General features: G+C 55.4%; 17 protein-coding genes. 9 read left to right on the top strand and 8 right to left on the bottom strand.

The features are described from left to right. Positions 1 to 26 precede the first annotated feature (26 nt). Positions 27 to 419 (top strand): hypothetical protein, encoded by a 393-nt coding sequence (locus tag JX360_RS01515; protein WP_244348716.1) that lies wholly within the window; start codon positions 27 to 29, stop codon positions 417 to 419. A gap of 1,057 nt (positions 420 to 1,476) precedes the next feature. Next, on the top strand, positions 1,477 to 3,258 hold the full coding sequence (locus JX360_RS01510; RefSeq protein ID WP_244348714.1) for a class I SAM-dependent methyltransferase: 1,782 nt from the start codon (positions 1,477 to 1,479) through the stop codon (positions 3,256 to 3,258). Here JX360_RS01510 and psb28 read toward each other — a convergent pair. The 4 genes from psb28 to JX360_RS01490 form a co-directional block, all read right to left on the bottom strand. Then, positions 3,255 to 3,569, bottom strand: a complete 315-nt coding sequence (gene psb28, locus JX360_RS01505; RefSeq protein ID WP_244348713.1) for a photosystem II reaction center protein Psb28 — start codon at positions 3,567 to 3,569, stop codon at positions 3,255 to 3,257. The two genes, JX360_RS01510 and psb28, sit on opposite strands and share 4 nt — an antisense overlap. 30 nt (positions 3,570 to 3,599) lie before the next feature. Beyond that, positions 3,600 to 4,796, bottom strand: a complete 1,197-nt coding sequence (locus JX360_RS01500; RefSeq protein ID WP_244348712.1) for a glycerate kinase family protein — start codon at positions 4,794 to 4,796, stop codon at positions 3,600 to 3,602. Between the two features lie 18 nt (positions 4,797 to 4,814). Beyond that, positions 4,815 to 6,200 (bottom strand): aminopeptidase P family protein, encoded by a 1,386-nt coding sequence (locus JX360_RS01495; protein ID WP_244348711.1) that lies wholly within the window; start codon positions 6,198 to 6,200, stop codon positions 4,815 to 4,817. Positions 6,201 to 6,343: 143 nt separating this feature from the next. Continuing rightward, on the bottom strand, positions 6,344 to 7,567 hold the full coding sequence (locus tag JX360_RS01490) for an RNA-guided endonuclease TnpB family protein (protein ID WP_244348709.1): 1,224 nt from the start codon (positions 7,565 to 7,567) through the stop codon (positions 6,344 to 6,346). A 44-nt stretch (positions 7,568 to 7,611) separates the two neighbouring features. Between JX360_RS01490 and tnpA the strand changes: the two genes are divergently transcribed. The 5 genes from tnpA (at position 7,612) to JX360_RS01465 (ending at position 13,363) form a co-directional block, all read left to right on the top strand. Further along, a complete protein-coding gene (gene tnpA, locus JX360_RS01485; protein ID WP_244348707.1) occupies positions 7,612 to 8,010 on the top strand; it encodes an IS200/IS605 family transposase in 399 nt (132 codons plus the stop codon). Positions 8,011 to 8,126: 116 nt separating this feature from the next. After that, on the top strand, positions 8,127 to 9,638 hold the full coding sequence (locus JX360_RS01480) for a M81 family metallopeptidase (RefSeq protein ID WP_244348705.1): 1,512 nt from the start codon (positions 8,127 to 8,129) through the stop codon (positions 9,636 to 9,638). A gap of 94 nt (positions 9,639 to 9,732) precedes the next feature. Further along, positions 9,733 to 10,299, top strand: coding sequence for a helix-turn-helix domain-containing protein (locus tag JX360_RS01475; RefSeq protein ID WP_244348703.1), 567 nt, complete (start codon positions 9,733 to 9,735; stop codon positions 10,297 to 10,299). After that, positions 10,299 to 11,903, top strand: a complete 1,605-nt coding sequence (locus JX360_RS01470; RefSeq protein ID WP_244348701.1) for an Hsp70 family protein — start codon at positions 10,299 to 10,301, stop codon at positions 11,901 to 11,903. The genes JX360_RS01475 and JX360_RS01470 overlap by 1 nt, the downstream gene beginning before the upstream one ends. Before the next feature lie 8 nt (positions 11,904 to 11,911). Beyond that, positions 11,912 to 13,363: a lysophospholipid acyltransferase family protein gene (locus JX360_RS01465; protein ID WP_244348699.1), complete on the top strand. Its 1,452-nt coding sequence runs from the start codon at positions 11,912 to 11,914 to the stop codon at positions 13,361 to 13,363. Between the two features lie 26 nt (positions 13,364 to 13,389). Here the strand turns inward: JX360_RS01465 and JX360_RS01460 are convergent, their stop codons facing one another. The 3 genes from JX360_RS01460 to JX360_RS01450 all read right to left on the bottom strand — a co-directional run bounded on the left by JX360_RS01460 (position 13,390) and on the right by JX360_RS01450 (position 15,591). After that, a complete protein-coding gene (locus JX360_RS01460) occupies positions 13,390 to 14,145 on the bottom strand; it encodes a PRC-barrel domain-containing protein (protein WP_244348697.1) in 756 nt (251 codons plus the stop codon). Between the two features lie 470 nt (positions 14,146 to 14,615). Continuing rightward, on the bottom strand, positions 14,616 to 15,101 hold the full coding sequence (locus JX360_RS01455; RefSeq protein WP_244348695.1) for a pentapeptide repeat-containing protein: 486 nt from the start codon (positions 15,099 to 15,101) through the stop codon (positions 14,616 to 14,618). A 139-nt stretch (positions 15,102 to 15,240) separates the two neighbouring features. Continuing rightward, positions 15,241 to 15,591: a hypothetical protein gene (locus JX360_RS01450; RefSeq protein ID WP_244348693.1), complete on the bottom strand. Its 351-nt coding sequence runs from the start codon at positions 15,589 to 15,591 to the stop codon at positions 15,241 to 15,243. A 241-nt stretch (positions 15,592 to 15,832) separates the two neighbouring features. Here JX360_RS01450 and lptB point away from each other — a divergent pair, with 241 nt between their 5' ends. Next, a complete protein-coding gene (gene lptB / locus JX360_RS01445) occupies positions 15,833 to 16,561 on the top strand; it encodes an LPS export ABC transporter ATP-binding protein (protein ID WP_244348691.1) in 729 nt (242 codons plus the stop codon). 86 nt (positions 16,562 to 16,647) lie between these two features. After that, complete coding sequence (locus JX360_RS01440) at positions 16,648 to 17,850, top strand: LptF/LptG family permease (protein WP_244348689.1); 1,203 nt, start codon at positions 16,648 to 16,650, stop codon at positions 17,848 to 17,850. Here JX360_RS01440 and JX360_RS01435 read toward each other — a convergent pair. Further along, on the bottom strand, positions 17,827 to 18,168 hold the full coding sequence (locus JX360_RS01435) for a hypothetical protein (protein WP_244348687.1): 342 nt from the start codon (positions 18,166 to 18,168) through the stop codon (positions 17,827 to 17,829). The genes JX360_RS01440 and JX360_RS01435 overlap by 24 nt on opposite strands. Positions 18,169 to 18,185 lie beyond the last annotated feature (17 nt).

The following is an 18,185-nucleotide window of genomic DNA, read 5'->3' as shown; positions in this document are numbered from 1 at the left end:
GAATAGCTCTTTAGGAAAGCCACCCGATGACAGATGAAGAATTGAACCAGCGCTTTGCCCAGCTTGCAGAAGCTGTAACCCGAGTTGCCGAAGCCAGCACCCAAGGCATAGAACGCCTCTCAGAAAGAATAGAAGCCATCAACACGGCAAGTATGCGGGGAATGGATAGGTTGCTCACCGGCCAGTTGGCTCTGCAGCAGTTGTGTGGCCAGCTCTCAGAAGTTGCCCTGGAGATCCGGGCTGAGGTTGCCCAGCTAAAAGCCAATCATGCACAAATTCAGATTCAACAGGAGCAAAGAGCCAGTGAAATTACCGACCTTCACCAGAGACAGGCTGAGACAGATGCTCGCTTTAATGTGCTGCTAGATGAAATTCGCTTCTTGATTCGTCGTCAACTTCCCCCTGAGGAGGAGCCCTAAAGAAATCAATAAGTTCTAAAGTGTATCGAGATATCCAAAATGGAAAAAACACTGGTTCGATTCTGCTTCTCTCTGCTCGAATGGGTATGAGTAGCCTTGAGGTCTAACATTCATGAACTCAGCGATTATTATCACCGCCGCCGACTCTAAGTTTTTTGACCTATTTCAAGGCACAATCCTTTCCATTCGAGATAAACCCCAAGGCAGATCGGTTGATCTTGGCTTCTTCGATCTGGGCTGCACCCCCGAGCAATTGGAGTGGATATCCGGCCAAGTGAATCATATCTTTGAGCCTGGTTGGGATTATGACTTTCCCGGAATTGAGTCTGCACCTTCCTACTTGCGAGGCTTACTGGCGCGGCCTTCTTTGCCCAAATATTTTCCGGGCTATGAGATCTATATCTGGATTGATGCCGATGCCTGGGTGCAAGATTGGTTTGCGATTGATCTACTTATTCAGGGTAGCAGAAAACGAGGATTAGCCATTGTTCCAGAAGTGGATCGAGGAAACAGGTTGCTATATGGCCCAAAGGATTACTTAGCTGATCTTGATCAAGCCTATAAATACTACTTTCCAGAATTGAATATTGACAATTTATACACGTATCCACTTCTTAATGCAGGTGTATTTGCATTGCATCGTGATACTAAACATTGGCAGTCATGGGATTTACGCCTCACTCAAGCACTGAGAAAAAGACCTTCTATTCTCACAGATCAACTTGCTCTGAATGTAGCGATTTACTTAGACGGACTGTTCGAGCAAACAGAACTTCTCCCGGCCTATTGCAACTGGACTTGTCACTATGGCCTACCAAAATGGGATCCAAAGCGCAATTTATTGGTTGAGCCTTACTTGCCTCATACTCCGATCTCTATTCTCCATTTAACCAGCAGCAGCAAAAAGGAAGGAAAACATGTCTTGAGAACTATAGAGGATGAAGAAATCGAGCTGAGCTTGCGATTTCCTCAAACTAAATCTAATAGGATCCAATCAAAATATGATTATGTGTCTCCTGGATTCTATAAGATTTCCCTTGATCACAGCTTCCCCAATATGCGGGTAGGGAATGTAGATCAATGCCCTTGGCCCTACCTACGCAGAGAAATTCCCCATCTTTGGTATGTGGATCAATGTAACCCGACGGTTGGCTTTGTCAGTCGGGATGAGGCCCACATTCTCTACAATACCGCCCTGCAATTCAAAGGCCAGCCCGCCCTGGAAATTGGCTGCTGGATGGGGTGGTCTGCAGCTCATCTGGCCTCGGCAGGGGTAATTCTGGATGTTGTGGATCCGATTCTAAATCAGCCCCAAGCGTATGAAAGTGTGGATCAATCCCTTACCCTGGCCGGGATCCGCTCCAACGTTACCCTTTACCCTGGCACTAGCCCAGAAAAGGTGGAGGAAATTGCCCAAACGCAGAATCGCCGTTGGTCTCTGATCTTTATTGATGGGGATCATGATCATCCTGGCCCATTACGAGATGCCCAGATCGCTGAGAAATATGCCGCCGAAGATGCGCTGATTCTCTTTCATGATCTCACCTCTCCTGATGTGGCTGAAGGCTTACATTACTTCAGGGATCGCGGCTGGAATACGATGATCTACCAAACCATGCAAATCATGGGGGTGGCTTGGCGAGGTCAGGTTCAGCCGGTTGAACACATTCCGGATCCTGCTGTGCAATGGACTTTGCCTGAGCATCTTAGAGGTTATCGAGTCTGTGGGCTGCAGTTTCAATCTCTGTTGCCCGTGATCCGCCCTTATACCTTGCTGAGCCTGGAGCGACTATCAACCCTTTACTCACTGGCCAAAAAGATTTGCCAAGCAGATATTCCAGGTAACTTTGTTGAGTGTGGAGTGTATAAGGGCGGCAGTTCTGCCCTATTGGCCTGGGTGATCCAGAACTTCAGTCGCCGTCCTCGCAAGGTCTATTCTTTTGATACGTTTTCCGGCATGCCCGATCCAACAGAAGTGGATCGCCACCAAGGGATCCCGGCAAATGATACGGGCTTTGGGGTGGGAACTTTGCCCGCTCCCATTGCTGAAAACCTAGAACAAGTGTGTGAGGCTTTGGGGGTTTGGGAATGGGTTATTCCTGTGGCAGGGTTGTTTGAGAATACCTTACCCGCTTACCGGGAGGAAATGGGCGAGATTGCTCTTCTCCATGCGGATGGAGATTGGTATAGCTCCACAATGGATATTTTCCGGAATCTCTATGGGCAAGTGAATCCGAAGGGGTTCATTCAAGTGGACGACTATGGCCATTGGGAGGGCTGCAAGAAGGCCATTCACGACTTTGAACAGGAGATAGGGGCTTTCTTTCGGCTTCACACCATCGATTACACAGGAACTTGGCTAGCACTGGAAGAAAATCTGCCGATACTCTCTCCAGAACACTCAGAACCCTCTACCCCAGGGATCCATCTGCGGCAGATGAACCTCGCTCTTTTCCCGGACTGGGATCCGGATTCGGAAGTAATAGTTTCTGAACTGGAGCCGTTGCTGGAGTACATTCTGCTCAGCCCCAACCCTCAAGACTATGCCCTGATTGTCTCAGCCGAGCTGGATTATGGACTGGCCGAATCGGTTCTGGAAATGGCAGCAGCCAATGTTGCTCTGAAGCTGATGGAGCAGGGGCATGAACTGGGGGCTGAACCCCACATCTCCTTGATTCGAACCCTGAATGCCCCCCAATGGGAACGGCTCCTTGCTCGGCTCACCCATCACTATCCCCTGGCCCATGAGCGGATCCCGGCCAGGATCCGGGAAGCGGTGGGTAAGCTACCTCCCTTTGAACTGTCGAGTGAAAGGGCTGTTACCCGCTCCCAGGACTAGGCCATGCCCATTTGGTTGCTTGCAGAAAAGCGCTCCATAAAGCGCAGGAAGCGCTCCCACTCCGCTTCGTTCTCCATGTCGTAGGTCACTTCTAGGGCCTTAAATTCTCCGTTCAAGAACTTGGCCTTGATGTCGCGGGTAGTCAATTCCCCTTCCTCATCGATCATCCTCATGCCGAGGATATTTTGAGTATCAGAGTTCACATCCTCAAAGCGAAAAATAGCAGATCCCCGGCTACTTGTTTTGGACTTTAGCACCCGCACATTGGTGGGTACCTCTTGGATTCCGGGGGAGAACTCGATACTGGCCATGATGTCCTAAAAAACGGGTTATTCAAACCATTATACTTTGGTGCTCTCCAGTCCCGGTTGTAGAAGTTCCTGGAACTTCTGGGCTGTCAACTGCTCTAGATATAGGCTGGCCTGCCGCTGTGCTTCTGCCTCATCCGGGATCCGCTCCTGCTCCGCCAGGTTCAGAGGGTCCCCACAGATGACGCCAATGTGAATGGGGATGGGATAAGTTGCCAACTCGGCTCGTGCGGCTGAGGTTGCCTGTCCACAGAGAATCAAGAGAGGTTTTTGGGCCAAAATTGCCTGTGCCAGCACGCCCCCAACCACTTTCCCCATGGAGCTTTGTTCGTCCAGGCGGCCTTCTCCGGTCACGATCAGGTCGCAGTGCTGAATACGCTCCTGTAGGGAGGCTTGCTGCCACAGCAGGTGGATCCCAGATTCTAGGGTGGCTCCGAGAAAGGCAACCAGCCCCGCCCCCACTCCCCCCGCCGCTCCGGCGCCAGGGATCCGATCCACGGTTCGGCCCAGATCCCGTTCCACCCGAGTGGCCCAGTGCCCCAGGGCTTGATCCAACTGTTGCACCTGCAGGGGGGTTGCCCCTTTCTGGGGCCCAAAGACGGCGGCGGCCCCCAACGGCCCGGTGAGGGGATTCTGAACATCACACAAACCCCGGATGCGTTTTCCTTGCCAAATTCGGTGGGCGGGTGGCTGAATGCGGTCCAGACGGGCCAGTTCTCCCCCACCCCAGCCAATCGCATCCCCGGCTGCATCCAGCAATTGGTACCCCAGGGCCTGTGCCATGCCGGATCCTCCATCCACGGTGGCGGATCCCCCAAGCCCCAGCCAAATCTCTGGGATCGGTTCCTGGCAGACAGCCCGCAACAGCTCCCCCAACCCATAGGTGGTGGTACGGGTGGGATCCCGCTGTTCTGGAGGAACCAACGTCAGGCCCGCCACCTGCGCCAGTTCCAACAGGGCCAACTGACCGGAGGCCAGCACCCCATACTCCGCCCATACCGGATCCCCCAGTGGACCAGTCACCCACAACCCTTTTTTCTCGCCCCCCAACACCGTCAATAGCACCTCTAGGGTGCCCTCTCCCCCATCTGCCAGCGGGATCGGCTCCACCTCAGCGGTGGGCAAAACCCGGCGGATCCCTCTGGCGATGCTCTGGGCCGCTTCTGTTGCCGTCAGGGATCCCTTGAAACTGTCCGGGCAGACCAAAATCCGCTGAGGTACCCTGCCCAATCCGGATCCCATCTCCCTTCAACCCATGACCCAAGTTTCGATCTCCTCCGGATGAGAGGGTAAAGCCGCCGTCAGCACCTCACAGCCAGTTGGGGTAATGAGCACATCATCCTCGATGCGAATGCCTCGCACATCGGCAAACTGGGCTAACCGTTCCCAATTCACACAATCGTCATAGCGCTGTCGCCGCACCGGATCCTGCAAAAGGGCTGGCACCTGGTAAAACCCTGGCTCAATCGTCACCACCATGCCCGCCTGCAAAGGTCGATCCAGCCGCAGATAGCCCAGCCCAAAGCGCTGGCTCCGTTGCCGCCCTGCTGCATAGCCGGCTCGATCCCCAAGATCCTCCATATCGTGCACATCCAGCCCCAGCAAATGCCCGATCCCGTGGGGGAAAAACAGAGCATGGGCATCCCGTTCCACCAACGTGTGGGGATCCCCACGCAGAATGCCCAACTCCACCAATCCAGATGCAATCACCTGAGCTGCCAACAGATGCAACTCTCGATACTCCACTCCTGGAGCCGCTTGGGCAATACAAGCATCGTGAGCTTGTCGCACCACCTCGTAGAGCTCCCGCTGAGTGGGGGAAAATTGTCCTGAAACCGGCCAGGTGCGTGTGACATCCGCCGCCCAACCCAGCGGGCTTTCTGCCCCCACATCCGCCAACAGCAGATCGCCCGGTTGCAGCCGGTGATGGTAGGCTTCGTTGTGTAAGACCTCGCCGTGGACGGTCACGATGCTGGTGTAGGCAACGGTCATTTGCTGAGCGCAAATTGCCTGCTCCATTGCGGCTCGCACTTCCGACTCGCGCTTAGCCTGCCGGCTAGCCGCCATCCCCGCTCGGTGAGCCTCCACCGTTACCGCTGCTGCTGTCCGCATCTGTTCTAGGGCAAAGGCATCCTGACAAAGGCGCAACTGCACCACTGCCTCCGCTAGGGGTTCATCCTGAGGATGAAGATCCGGTGCGGCTGGGATCCCTCGGTTTAAAATGTGGGCTTGCTGGATTCGGGTGGCTGCATCCTGGACACCCAGGGTAAGAGCTTCACCAGAGAAGGATCCCAGTTCCGACAAAGGATAAGCCGCCTCAGCTCCGATTTGGGCTGCCAATTCCTCTCGTGTCGGGCTAGGGCCATGCCACAGGGCTGCCCCAGGGGGAGGATCGTCAACAAACAGTTCCAATCGACCCGCCTGCAGGCGAATCACCGCCTGTTCAATCGGGATCCCGGCAAAGTAGAGAAAATGACTGCTGGCTCGATAGGGATAACCATTGTGGGGAAAATTACGCGGGCTACGTCCCCCTGCCCAAAGCAAGACTGGAAACGGCAGCAACTCCCCCAGCCGCTGCCGTCTCTGTTTCAGGAGTTCTCGCTGTTCCTGAGTCAGTGCTAGACCTGCAACCATCCTCAGCGTTACCCCCCCACCCCAGATGAGCCAGATTGGATCGATTGGTACTGAATATTGATTTAGCCCCCATCTTAGCGGGATTGAAAGCTTTAAGTCGGGAATTGACACTCCCCCGGTTAGAAACCGGGGGATTCTCCCTTCTAGCTCCCCACAGCTTGAAGCTGTGAGGGATTCATGGAGTTCAGGGGATTGCCAACTACCCCATCCCCTGAGCCGACCCTACCTATTACGGGCAGGGCTTCTTTTAGACTCAAAGGACACGAAAACCCGTCCCACTGGGCAATGTTCATGACGCTCCGCGTCTTGCGTAGCAAGATTGCGGCATTCCAGTCGGCATCACAGCAATACCCGTCCTGCCCGGTGAACAGATGCCCACTCCTTTTCCCAATGGCCTCCGGCCCTGCGGAGCAGATCAATCCTGTCCTGTGGTCGGTTTTGGATGTGTAGGCAGCAGGGCGCTTGTGTAGAGTTCTACCTGCCATCTCCAGCTTGTAGGCAACCTTCCACTCCAGGTCGTAGTACGACCAGGTATGGCGCGATTTCCCGGCATCCGAACGCGCCTTCTGGCTCTGTCTGGATTGGCGGATACCTGAGAGGTCTTCCATCCACACATCCGCATTCACCGCCTTGGCAAACCGTACAATGCGGCGGCTAACGGTGTGGTTGACCGCCCTCATCCACCGGGCTTCTTTGCGCTCCAGTCGCTTGAGTGCTCGGTATTTACCCGCCTGCTGCAACTGGGCACGACGCTTCTGGAAACGACGACGACGATAGGCTACCTCTCCACCCCCAAAAAACACCGCCCGACCCCAACGGGTGGCCGCCACTGCCAAACGGTTCTGCCCCCGGTCAACACCCAGCCGCTCCGTACTCTTCACTTCGGGAACTTCCCAAGTGATAGATACAACCGCGTACCAACAGCCCCGTAGCTTCATGAGTTTCAAGGTTCCCCGTTCACAATCCTGCTCGGCCAGGATGCGCTCAAGACGCTCGGCATAGTAGGAACTGCCAACCTCAAGGGGAACCCGCTTGTCACCCTGAATCGTGGGAAAACTCACCGAGTAGGTGCTGCCTACTTTGTGCAGCTTCCAGTTTTGGTTGTTGACCTCTGGCCAGAACACTTTGAAGTGTTTGACCCGCTGGCCGGCTTTCCCCTTCAGGACACGAATCACCTGGTTGGAAAGTGCCGACTTGAGTGGGGTTACCACTTTGGCGGTTGTTAATGCTTTTCGTTCCTTCGGACTGATGCGGAGCAGTTCGTTTGCCAGTTCGGTTGTCGCACAAACCGTCTGGTTAAACATCTCTGCTTTGACCGCATTGAGGTCAAGAAACTTGAGCTTGAGTGTCGTGGTGACCCGTCTCATGCAGACTATTGTACTATCCCTGTAGATACTTCGCCATTGTCTACATGACGGAATACAAGCATTATCGGCATTCGGTTGGATTGGCAACGGTTCACTTGATTTGGATCCCGTGCAGGCGGAAAAAGGTGTTCTACAAACGCGAAGACCTCAAGTCCCGTTGCGCGGCGGTGTTCCAGGAAGTCGCTGCCGAGAAAAAATGGTTTATCAAGGTGCTTGAGATCGCGTCTGACCATGTCCATCTCTTGGTGGAATACGACCCCCATCACTCCATTTCCCAGGTGGTGAAGGCATTTAAGGGGCGGTCATCCCGTGTTCTTAGACAAGAGTTTCCAGAATTGCTTAGGTTACCCAGCCTGTGGACGCATTCGTATGGGTTCGACACTACCGGGAAGATTAGTACTCAGAAGGTGTTGGAATACATCAACGACCCCCATCACGGCTGAATAAATTCAGCCTGTGCGCTTATATCCCCCAGTTAGAAACCGGGGGCTTTACGCTGCTCTTCGTAAGAACCCCCAGGGATCCCTAAACTGGGCCTAGCCTTGCTTAGGTGGATCCCATGCGCATTGCCATCGGCGGTATTTCTCACGAAACCAATACCTTTTCCATTGTCCCAACAACCCTATCGGATTTTTTGTGCTGCCACTATGCCGAGGATGAGCAGCTCTTCACCCAGTATCAAGGTACCAAAACCAGCATCGGGGGCTTTCTGGATGCGGCCCGTGACTTTGAATTTCAGGTTGTGCCGACTCTGATGGCTGTGGCTACCCCCGGCGGCTTGGTGACAGCAGAAGCCCTCTCCACTTTGGTTGCTCGCCTCACCACTCGGTTGGCACATCAACAGCACTTTAACCCCCTAGACGGGATCCTGCTGGCACTGCATGGAGCCATGGTTTCGGAACTGGATCCCGATGGTGAAAGCTATATTCTGCGAGCAATACGGGCTGTCGTAGGAGCCGATCTGCCGATCTTCGTCGAGCTGGATCTCCACGGTAACATCACCCCAGAGATGGTTAAACTGGCTACTCTTTGTGTCGCTTACGACGAGTATCCCCATACCGATACCTACGAACGAGCCTACGAAGCCGGTTGTCTGATGGCTCGCCAAGTTCGCGGGGAAATTCACCCCACCGTTGCGGCCATTCACCTACCGCTGTTGGCAGGAATGCAGCGGCAATACACCCATGCAGAGCCGATGTTGGGGCTGAAGCACCTGGCCCACCAGATTGAACAGGAACCCAGTATTTTGAATGTTAGCTATTTACCTGGATTTCCCTACGCCGACATCGCCGCCACCTGTTTTACCGTGATGGTCACCAGCGACCGGGATCCCACCTTGGCACGCCATAAAGCCCAAGAGCTGGCCCAGTACGTTTGGCAGCAACGCGATCAGTTTGTTCCTCAGCCTGTTCCTGTGGATGCGGCGGTACAAATGGCGATTCAGGCTGCACAAGGGCCGGTTGTTTTGGCGGATAGCGGTGATAATCCTGGGGCCGGTACTCCTTGTGATGGCACCGTGCTGTTGGAGGCACTGCTGCGATTGGGGGCTCAAAAGGTTGCTGTGGCAGTTATGGCAGACCCAGAAGTGGTTCAGCAGGCGATTGCGGCTGGCGTTGGCGCTACCCTCAAAACAACATTGGGTGGAAAAGTGGATCGCTTACACGGGGATCCCTTGCCCATAACCGCACAAGTGCTGCGGATCAGTGATGGAACATTTACCCATACCGGCCCGATGCTAACCGGGATCCGGATCGAGATGGGGCCAACTGTGGTGTTGCAAGTGGAGGGATCCCGCGGTGGCAGCGTACAAGTGGTGGTGAGCAGCCAACGCTATCAACCCACGGATCTGGAAGTGTTCCGCAGCCAGGGTATTGAACCAACCGAACAACACATTGTAGTGGTGAAATCTTTGGTTCATTTTCGTGCTGCCTTTGGCCCGATTGCCCGGCAAGTGATCGAGGTAGACTCCCCTGGTCTTTCCAATCCGGATTTGGGACGGCTGCACTTCCAGCATTTGCGCAGACCCATTTATCCTTTGGATGCAGAGGTCACGCTAGACTTCGAGATCTAACGCCCCCCTCATGAACCCAGCTCCGGGGTGCAGCCGCTCCTCCTCAAGGGACTTTTTGCAGTGGGGGTACAAATGAGCCGCGCGGGTACCGCCCATGAACCCCTTAGATGAACCCTTGCGCCAGCGTATGCAAGCTTTGGGAATACCTTCTTGGCAAGCCTTGCGCAAACAAGCGGGTGTCAGTCGGCGGGCCATCAATCATCTGCGCCGAGGAGAGTGGGGATCCCTGCGCTTGGAACAACTGCAACAGCTGGCGTTAGCCTTGAATTGGGAGTTGCACTCTCTGTTTGATCTCATCCATCCCAACATCCATCTCAGTAGCCAAGCCCCCACTTCTCCAGACGTGACCTTCTCACTGCTCCAACCCTTGCTCACCAGCTACCCCACCATTCGCCAGATTGCCCAACGCAAACCCGACTGGCCTGCCCAGAATGTCACGGCCCTCTTCCGCTCCCTCGATGCCCTGCTCCACCACTGGAACTACGAAGCGATTGGCAGCCCGTTCGAGTCCGTCCCCTTCCAACCGCAACTGCATCAGCCGGATCAACCGGATATCCAGCTGGGGGATCCCGTTTACATTCGTTTTGTCGGCTACCGTCAGGGGGAACGCATCCTCTGCCCCGCCAAGGTGAGCCGCTCTTTACCGGGAGGATTGAGCTGATGGGGATCCGCACCTCGACTGGCCAAATGGCAACCCCCACTACGCTGGCCATCGACTTCGGTACCAGCAATACCGTCGTTTGCTGCTGGGATCCCGTCCATGAATGCCCCCGTACCCTTACCTTGCCTGGTCTGTCTCGCCAAGAACAAACCCACGCGGCTATTCCCAGCCTGGTCTTTGTTAAGGGCTCCAACCAACTGTTGGTGGGAGAAACCGTGCGCTCCGGCCGTTGGGGGGCGGTGGATCCGCAGCGGTTATTCCAGGGCTTCAAACGGGAGTTGGTGGCGGACTTTGTGCCTCCCCCGCGTCTTCTGGATGGCCAGCGCTACGATGCTGAAACCGTTGCCCAAGCCTTTTTGCAAACGGTGATGGAGGCTCTCCCCAAAGAGCAGTTGCAGCCGGAACGGGTGGTGTTTACAGCTCCCGTCGGCTCCTTCGAGCGCTACCTGAATTGGATCCGGAGGGTCGCTAGCACCTATGGTTGGGATCCGATTCAAATTGTTGATGAAGCCACTGCAGCCGCCCTGGGCTATGCCGTTGCTCAACCGGGAACCCTTGTACTGGTCGTGGATTTTGGCGGTGGCACCCTCGACCTCAGCCTGGTGCGCACCCTTGCCCCCCAACCCGGGGATCCCGTGCTGAAAGCAGAAGTGATCGCCAAGTCGGATGCCTATGTGGGTGGGCTGGATATCGACACTTGGATCGCCGAGTACCTGCTGGAGCAACTGGGCCTCAGCCGGGCCCAGATTGGATCTCTGGGTTGGCTGAACCTGCTGGAGGGAGCCGAACAGCTCAAGATCGCCCTCTCCTCCCAAACCGAAGCGGTGGGCAGCTGGTTTGATGACGAGAGCCTGATTGCCTATGAACTAAAGTTGGATCGCCAAGCACTGGAGGAGATCCTAGAAACCCACCACCTGTTGGATCAAATTCGCCATTGCCTAGATGAAATTCTCCTGACAGCCCAGGCGAAAGGATTCGGCAAATCCCAAATTGAGCAAGTGCTTTTGGTGGGGGGTAGCTCTCAGCTGCCGGTGGTGCAAGACCTGCTCCGTTCCTACTTCGGCAAAAAACGGGTTCGATGTGAGCGTCCCTTCGATGCCGTGGCCATGGGTGCTCTGCAGCTGGGCCGCCAGGTGAAGTTGGAGGATCATCTCCACCACAGCTACGCCATTCGCCTCTGGGATCCCGTACAAAAGAGTTATAGCTATTACCCCCTGTTCGAGCGGGGTACCCGTTACCCCTGTCAGCGACCGGAGCCCCTCATTTTACAGGTGGCCAACGACGGTCAAACGGAGATCCGGCTGGATGTGGGGGAAGTAGCCCAGGTGGCGCAGTCTGAAGTGATTTACGACGAGTTCGGACGCATGAGCAGCCGTCAGCTAACCCGGCAAACCGACTTTCGCTCCCTGGCCCAATCGCCAGGCTCCGGATCCCCACCGGAACCCATCTGTTTGGCCCGACTGCACCCCCCTGGTCGCACCGGAGAAGATCGCCTCCGCATCGAATTTGCAGTGGATACATCTCGTCGTTTATTGGTCACCATCACCGACTTGCAAACTCAACAACGCTTAGCCGATACCCAGCCTGTAGCCACCTTAAGTTAGCCAAAGCCTTGTTTCTACTCCCTCCTCGTCATCACGCTCGTCCTCCTCTAGACTTCATTCCGCCCGCCTACAACCCTTGGGTGCTGCAGGGGGTACAGAGGTTACTGCCTTTGTTACTGCGGGTACGGGTGCGGCGATGGTTACCTTCCGGCATTGCCCGAGTGGAGGCGACAGGAGCAGAAACGCTAGCAGAGTTGTATCACCAATTTCAGGCTGGCAGAATCCGGCTGATTCTGGCCTTTCGCCATGTGGAGGTGGATGACCCGCTGACGGGGTTGTATTTGTTCTCCCGTCTGGTGCCCCAGGCCGCTCACCGCCAAGGGATCCCCCTCCAACTCCCCATTCACGCCTACTTTCTCTACGACCGAGGCATGCCCCTCTGGGGTGGCAAGTGGCTGGGATGGTTGCTTTCCCGCTTAGGAGGGATCCCAATCCATCGGGGGCGACAGGTGGATCGGACTGCCCTAAGAACTGCCCGGCAGTTGATTGCCGAGGGGCAGTTTCCCTTTGTGGTCGCGCCAGAGGGAGCCACCAACGGCCACAGTGAGCGGGTCAATCCTCTCGAACCAGGAACCGCGCAACTGTGTTTTTGGTGTGCCGAAGATCTGGCCAAGGCGGGCCGCCCGGAATCGGTGATTATCCTGCCAATCGGCATCCGCTACCACTACACCCATCCCTCTTGGCCCCGGTTGGAGCGCCTGTTGCAACACCTGGAGAAGATGAGTGGACTCACGGTAGAGTCGATGGATCCCAACGCCCCCAAGAACCGCAATACCCGTTACGCTCAGCGCATCTGTCGCCTCGGCCATCAGATCCTGACCCAAATGGAGGCATTTTATGCCCAGGTGCACCATCAGCCCCCAGCCCAAGCTCATGACTTGTCCCTAAACGTCCGCCTAGACCGAGTTCTCCAGCAAGCTTTGATGACCGCAGAACAGCATTTCGGCCTCCCCTCACAGGGGGAAGTGAATAGCCGTTGTCGCCGCATTGAAGAAGCCGCTTGGGCTCAGATTTACCGAGAGGAACTCCGGGATCCCCGCACACTCTCAGCTCTAAAGCGGGGCTTACTCGACTGGAACGCCCAGCAAGCTTCCCTGCACATGCAGCACATGCGCCTGGTGGAGAGTTGTGTAGCCCTGCGGGAAGAATATCTCCTGGAAAAGCCCTCGTTTGAACGGTTGGCAGAAACTGCCCTGATCGTGTTTGATGTGCTGGCTCGTCTCAAAGGAGAAGCCTATCCGGCCCGACCCCGTTTGGGCTGGCGGGGAGTTCGTTTCACGGTCGGGGATCCCATTTCGGTAACCGAGCGGTGGGCAGCCTATTCTACCCCGCACGGCACGGAGCGCCATCGTGCTTTGCACGGCGCGGAGCGCCATCAAAAAGGGAGGCAAGAAGCTAAGCAAGCTGTGGCTCAGCTCACACAGGATCTGCAACTGGCTTTGGAACAGATGACGCGATGATTTCTATAATTCACCTCTAATTCACTTCAGTCTTTTTCGGTCAGCTTTTGCCAAGCCGCACTCAAGGCCGCCTGCATCCGCTGGGTTGCCCGGTTCAGCCGTTGCTGCCAATGCTCCCAGCTCTGTTGTAAAAACTCCGCCGCCTCATTCAGCACGTTCTGATCAAACCGGGCTGCCCCCGCCAGTTCATCTCGCACCTGTTGAATCTTGACCCGCACCACCTCCGGCGGATCCTGGGGGGTAACCAAACTTTTGAGACGCTCCCCCATACGCTGCACCAGTTGTCTCACCTGCTGAGACTTTTCACTCAGGAAACCCTTCAGCCCCTCCCCCTCTGACTTGAGCCGTTGGGGAGCATCCTCCTTAACCACCACTGCTTCCAAATCAATGGTTTCAACATCAGATGGAAAGAGCACTGCCCTGCCTCCCCACGCTTCGGCAATGCTCCCCCCGAGAATGTAGGCAGCGATATCACCGGTTTCCCAATCAAACAAAAAATCCTCGATCCAGCCCACCGGTTGATCCCCAATCCGTACCACCCGTTTATACAGAGAACTGACAGGGATCCCAGGGGCCGTGACAACATGAGCATAGGTCAGCAGTGCATCCGGGCCGATCACCGAAACCTGCTCTAGGGGGGTGTAGCCTTGGCTGCTGGTGAAGTAGCTCACCCGTCCTTGGGGATCCACCCAAATTTCTTCGACACGGCCCAGTCCCGTGGCAGTGGTGCCATCGAGAGCCATTAGACCAATCACCTGACTGCGGCGAATAATACGTTCCATGATACTTGTCCTCTGATTGGGTTGATGGGGGTTCTAGTTGATAGGGGTTCTACAATTGTGTCAACTATCCCACCCATGAGGGGACAGGGCTGGCGAATGGTTCTTTACCTATCCCTCCACACCCACAAGGGGATGCGGTTCCTCGCAGATCACACGAAAAAAATAAAATAATAAATAAAAACGGATCCCCTGAATGAGGATCCCCAATGCTTCCACTTGTTCAGTCTGAATTACAGCCCTTTAATGCTCCGCAGTCGCGTGTCACCTAGCATTAGCGTTGCGTAGCAACAATACCTACGGCAAGCTGCGCCACCCCAAAAGTGAACGCGGGTTTGCTACACCAAAGCTAGTGTCCCTAACCCATTTCAAGAGGACGAAAGCGCTCCGCACCACTAAGGCAAGTCTGTCGAAGACATGCACACTAGCGTACCCTTGGCGCAAAGGGCTGTAACAATGCACCGGTCAGTGGCTTATTGAGTAATCGCACCCTGCATACGAGCACCCCAAGTACGGGTAAAACGCAGGTCAGCCCCCACCAAATTGGCATCGCGCAAGTCGGCCCCACGTAGATCTGCCCCATACAAAGAAGCAGAAGACAGGTCAGCCCCACGCAGATCCGCCCCACGCAAATCTGCACCCTCCAGGTAGGCACCACTCAGGTTGGCCTCACTCAATTTGGCCCGACGCAAGTTTGCCCCTACCAAGTAGGACTGGCTCAGATCGGCGCCGATCAAGGTGGTTCGCTCAAAGTTGGCTTCAATCATGTCGGAGCCGCTGAAGTTGGCTTCCGTGAGATCCAGATTGCTCAGGGTAATGGATCCCATACGACAGCTGGCGCAGGTTTTGGAAGCCATCAGATAGCGCATGAAGCAGGAGTTATAGGTGGTGGCTGCCGCCGTAGAGGCCACAGCTGCCGTAGTAAGCAGTGCCAGGATGGCGGGAACTTTCAGATTCATAGTTGCCAAGCCCTACAGTTTCAAAGTTAAAGGTGCGAAGATGCAGCAGACCGAAGGTCTTCTGCGTTGGTCATATGATAATGGCATCTGCTGCGTTCGACCACTCTTGTCCTTGTTTGCCTAATCCCCTCGACTGAAATCAATAGATTCTTTCTCGAAAGGTGCGGGTGCGTTCATAGTCTCTCTGGCGCAGGGCCTCTGGGTCGAAACCAAAATTCGGCAGGGGCGGATCCTTCAGCATCGGTTGTACCCAATACCAAGACAACTGACCCAAACCCACCAACACTCCCAAAACTGCCGTCAGGGTCAAGACGCGATCCCAGCGGATTTGCCACCCAGCTTTCCTCCTTTTCTTCTTGCCCAGCGGGCGGTTGAATTGTGCCAGGGATCCCTTAGAAAAGGGAGCATGGCGGCGCAAAAAATGCCCACAACGGCGGCAGTGGTAATCGGAGTCAAGGTTAATCCAATGGCAGGCGGGGCAACGGAGCATGGGAGGCAAGATCCCATCCTGATGGGGAGGTAAGGGGGCTGGGATACGAAGCGATAATATCCAAGATTGCGCAGGGCAGCTTTAGGGTGACCCATTCTGCTCGGATCCCCCTGGATTGTCAGCTGGATTTGCTGCATCCTCAGGGTGGAGGGATCCCTTGACCCTCTGGGATGTGGAGCTACCCCTCCCCCAGTGCCCACAAAGCCTCCCTAGAATCGGTAAGCAACCCTAGTTCAGCCCTATGCAGCTTCGCTTAGAAAACATCTGTAAGCGTTATGGTCGCCGCGAGGTGGTGAGTGATGTCAGCCTCAGCATTCAGCAAGGGGAGATTGTGGGTCTGCTAGGGCCTAATGGAGCTGGCAAAACCACCACGTTTTACATCATGACAGGCTTGATCCAGCCAAATCGAGGTCATGTTTGGTTAGATGACCAGGACATTACCCATTTGCCGATGCACCGCCGCGCTCAGCTGGGAATTGGGTATCTGGCCCAGGAGCCCAGCATTTTTCGTCGCCTTAGTATTCAAGACAACCTGCTGCTGATCATGGAGCAAACAGGTGTGCCACGGCGCCTTTGGCAACAACGGTTGAACCAATTGCTAGAAGAGTTTCGCATTACCCATGTCACCCACAGCTTGGGCTTGCAAGTTTCAGGGGGAGAACGTCGTCGGGCTGAAATCGCCCGTGCCTTGGCCGCCGGGATCCAAGGGCCAAAATTTCTGCTGTTGGATGAACCGTTTGCCGGGGTAGATCCAATCGCAGTGGCGGATATTCAAGAGGTGGTGGCGAAGCTGAAGCACCGGGGCATTGGCGTGTTGATTACCGATCACAATGTGCGGGAAACCTTGGAGATCACCGATCGCGCCTATATCCTTAACGACGGGGCGATCCTGGCCAAAGGCACGTCTGCGGAGTTGGCGGCGGATCCCTTGGTACGCAAATACTATCTGGGGGAAAAATTCCGGCTCTAAAGGTCGGGATCCCCCGTGGATTAAACATTCCCCTACATTCCCCTACATTCCCCTTATTTCTCCTGCATTTTTTTTAGTGAAAGATTGTGAAAGTTAGCTCTACTCCACCCCCGACCCGTTCTCCTCAAGCTGCGGCTGGGGTTTCCCTATGGTGCTCGGTGGGCCTCATGGATCGCTACATTATTTCCGAAATGGCGCTGCCGTTTCTCTTTGGGGTGGGGGCTTTTACCGCCTTGGTGATGGCAGTGGGATCCCTGTTTGAGCTGGTGCGCCTGGTGGTGGAAGCAGGATTATCGATCTCGGCAGCCTTGCAGGTGTTCGCCTTTCGGGCCCCGGGGATTATTGTCCTCACCTTTCCCATGTCGATGTTGCTGGCCACCTTGCTGGCTTATGGGCGCTTGTCTTCCGATAGTGAAATCACCGCGATGCGGGGTTGTGGGGTAAGCCTTTATCGTCTGGTGGTGCCGGCTCTTACCCTCAGTTTGCTGGTGACCGGTTTGACTTTTCTGTTCAATGAGTTGGTTGTGCCCAATAGCAACCGCCAAGCGGCCATGACGTTGGATCGGGCCCTGAATCGGGATCCCGACTTTCAGCGGGAAAACATCCTCTACCAAGAATTTGGCGAGATCCTCAGCCCCGAGGGCGATGGTAGCTTTTCCCGCCGACAAGGACTGACCCGTCAGTTTTATGCCCGCAGCTTCGATGGCAACCTGATGCGCGGCATTATCGTTCTGGATTTTTCCAACGAGGCTCTCAATCAAATTTTGCTGGCCCAACGGGGCAGATGGGATCCCCGCAATAACCTGTGGGTGTTTGAGGAGGGGACCAACTACATCGTGTCTCCCGATGGCACTTACAGCAACATCGCCACCTTTGGCCGCCAGGAGTTGCGCCTATCCCGTGCCCCGCTCGATTTGGCCCAAGAAGCCCGCAGCCCGGAGGAAATGAACATTCAAGAGCTCAGCCACTACATCGACGTGATCGCCAGTTCCGGAGATCTGCAGCGGGTGCGGCGGCTGCAGGTCAGCCTCCACCAAAAATATGCCATTCCCTTCGTGTGTTTGGCTTTTACCCTGATTGGGGCGCCATTGGGATTGCGTCCGCAGCGAACCAGTTCTTCTTTAGGGCTGGGGATTAGTGTGCTGATCATCTTTGCTTTCTATGTGCTGCTGTTCATCACGCAGGCTTTGGGGCAAATTGGCACCTTGGGGCCAGCAGTGGCAGCCTGGCTGCCCAACTTAATGTGTGCAGCGGTGGGGTTAGGGCTACTCTACCGCGCCAATCAGTAGCTGCTGGGGCCAACCTTGTCCGGTCACCTGTCCGGTAGGATGGGAGGGATCCCTCCAGCCCAAGAGCAACGCGAAACCAACATGGAACTTGAGGCACAAACCTGGATAAATGGGGTAGTCGGCGGCTTGGCCCTGCTCATTTTGGCAGGAGGGATGCTGATGATGTTCACCACGGTATTTACCACCAAAGCGCCAAAACCCGATCCGGCCCAGACGGATCCCAAAGACCAATAGGCCCCCCGCCGTGGCAAATGACTGGTGGCCAATGGAAAGCCAGAGCCCCTTAAGGATCCCTGGCCTTAAATGCACAAGCTGCATAGTCTTGATTGGGGTTG

Origin of the sequence: Thermostichus vulcanus str. 'Rupite' (assembly GCF_022848905.1) — a bacterium.
Taxonomy (GTDB): Bacteria; Cyanobacteriota; Cyanobacteriia; order Thermostichales; family Thermostichaceae; genus Thermostichus; species Thermostichus vulcanus_A.
This window is presented reverse-complemented; position numbering and strand designations above follow the sequence as displayed.

What these genes read in the sequence shown, in the direction of transcription:
- JX360_RS01515 (WP_244348716.1), top strand. Translation starts at nt 27, where the DNA reads ATGACAGATGAAGAATTGAACCAGCGCTTTGCCCAGCTTGCAGAAGCT.
- JX360_RS01510 (WP_244348714.1), top strand. Translation starts at nt 1,477, where the DNA reads ATGCGGGTAGGGAATGTAGATCAATGCCCTTGGCCCTACCTACGCAGA.
- psb28 (WP_244348713.1), bottom strand. Translation starts at nt 3,569, where the DNA reads ATGGCCAGTATCGAGTTCTCCCCCGGAATCCAAGAGGTACCCACCAAT.
- JX360_RS01495 (WP_244348711.1), bottom strand. Translation starts at nt 6,200, where the DNA reads ATGGTTGCAGGTCTAGCACTGACTCAGGAACAGCGAGAACTCCTGAAA.
- JX360_RS01490 (WP_244348709.1), bottom strand. Translation starts at nt 7,567, where the DNA reads ATGAGACGGGTCACCACGACACTCAAGCTCAAGTTTCTTGACCTCAAT.
- tnpA (WP_244348707.1), top strand. Translation starts at nt 7,612, where the DNA reads ATGACGGAATACAAGCATTATCGGCATTCGGTTGGATTGGCAACGGTT.
- JX360_RS01480 (WP_244348705.1), top strand. Translation starts at nt 8,127, where the DNA reads ATGCGCATTGCCATCGGCGGTATTTCTCACGAAACCAATACCTTTTCC.
- JX360_RS01475 (WP_244348703.1), top strand. Translation starts at nt 9,733, where the DNA reads ATGAACCCCTTAGATGAACCCTTGCGCCAGCGTATGCAAGCTTTGGGA.
- JX360_RS01470 (WP_244348701.1), top strand. Translation starts at nt 10,299, where the DNA reads ATGGGGATCCGCACCTCGACTGGCCAAATGGCAACCCCCACTACGCTG.
- JX360_RS01460 (WP_244348697.1), bottom strand. Translation starts at nt 14,145, where the DNA reads ATGGAACGTATTATTCGCCGCAGTCAGGTGATTGGTCTAATGGCTCTC.
- JX360_RS01455 (WP_244348695.1), bottom strand. Translation starts at nt 15,101, where the DNA reads ATGAATCTGAAAGTTCCCGCCATCCTGGCACTGCTTACTACGGCAGCT.
- JX360_RS01450 (WP_244348693.1), bottom strand. Translation starts at nt 15,591, where the DNA reads ATGCTCCGTTGCCCCGCCTGCCATTGGATTAACCTTGACTCCGATTAC.
- lptB (WP_244348691.1), top strand. Translation starts at nt 15,833, where the DNA reads ATGCAGCTTCGCTTAGAAAACATCTGTAAGCGTTATGGTCGCCGCGAG.
- JX360_RS01435 (WP_244348687.1), bottom strand. Translation starts at nt 18,168, where the DNA reads ATGCAGCTTGTGCATTTAAGGCCAGGGATCCTTAAGGGGCTCTGGCTT.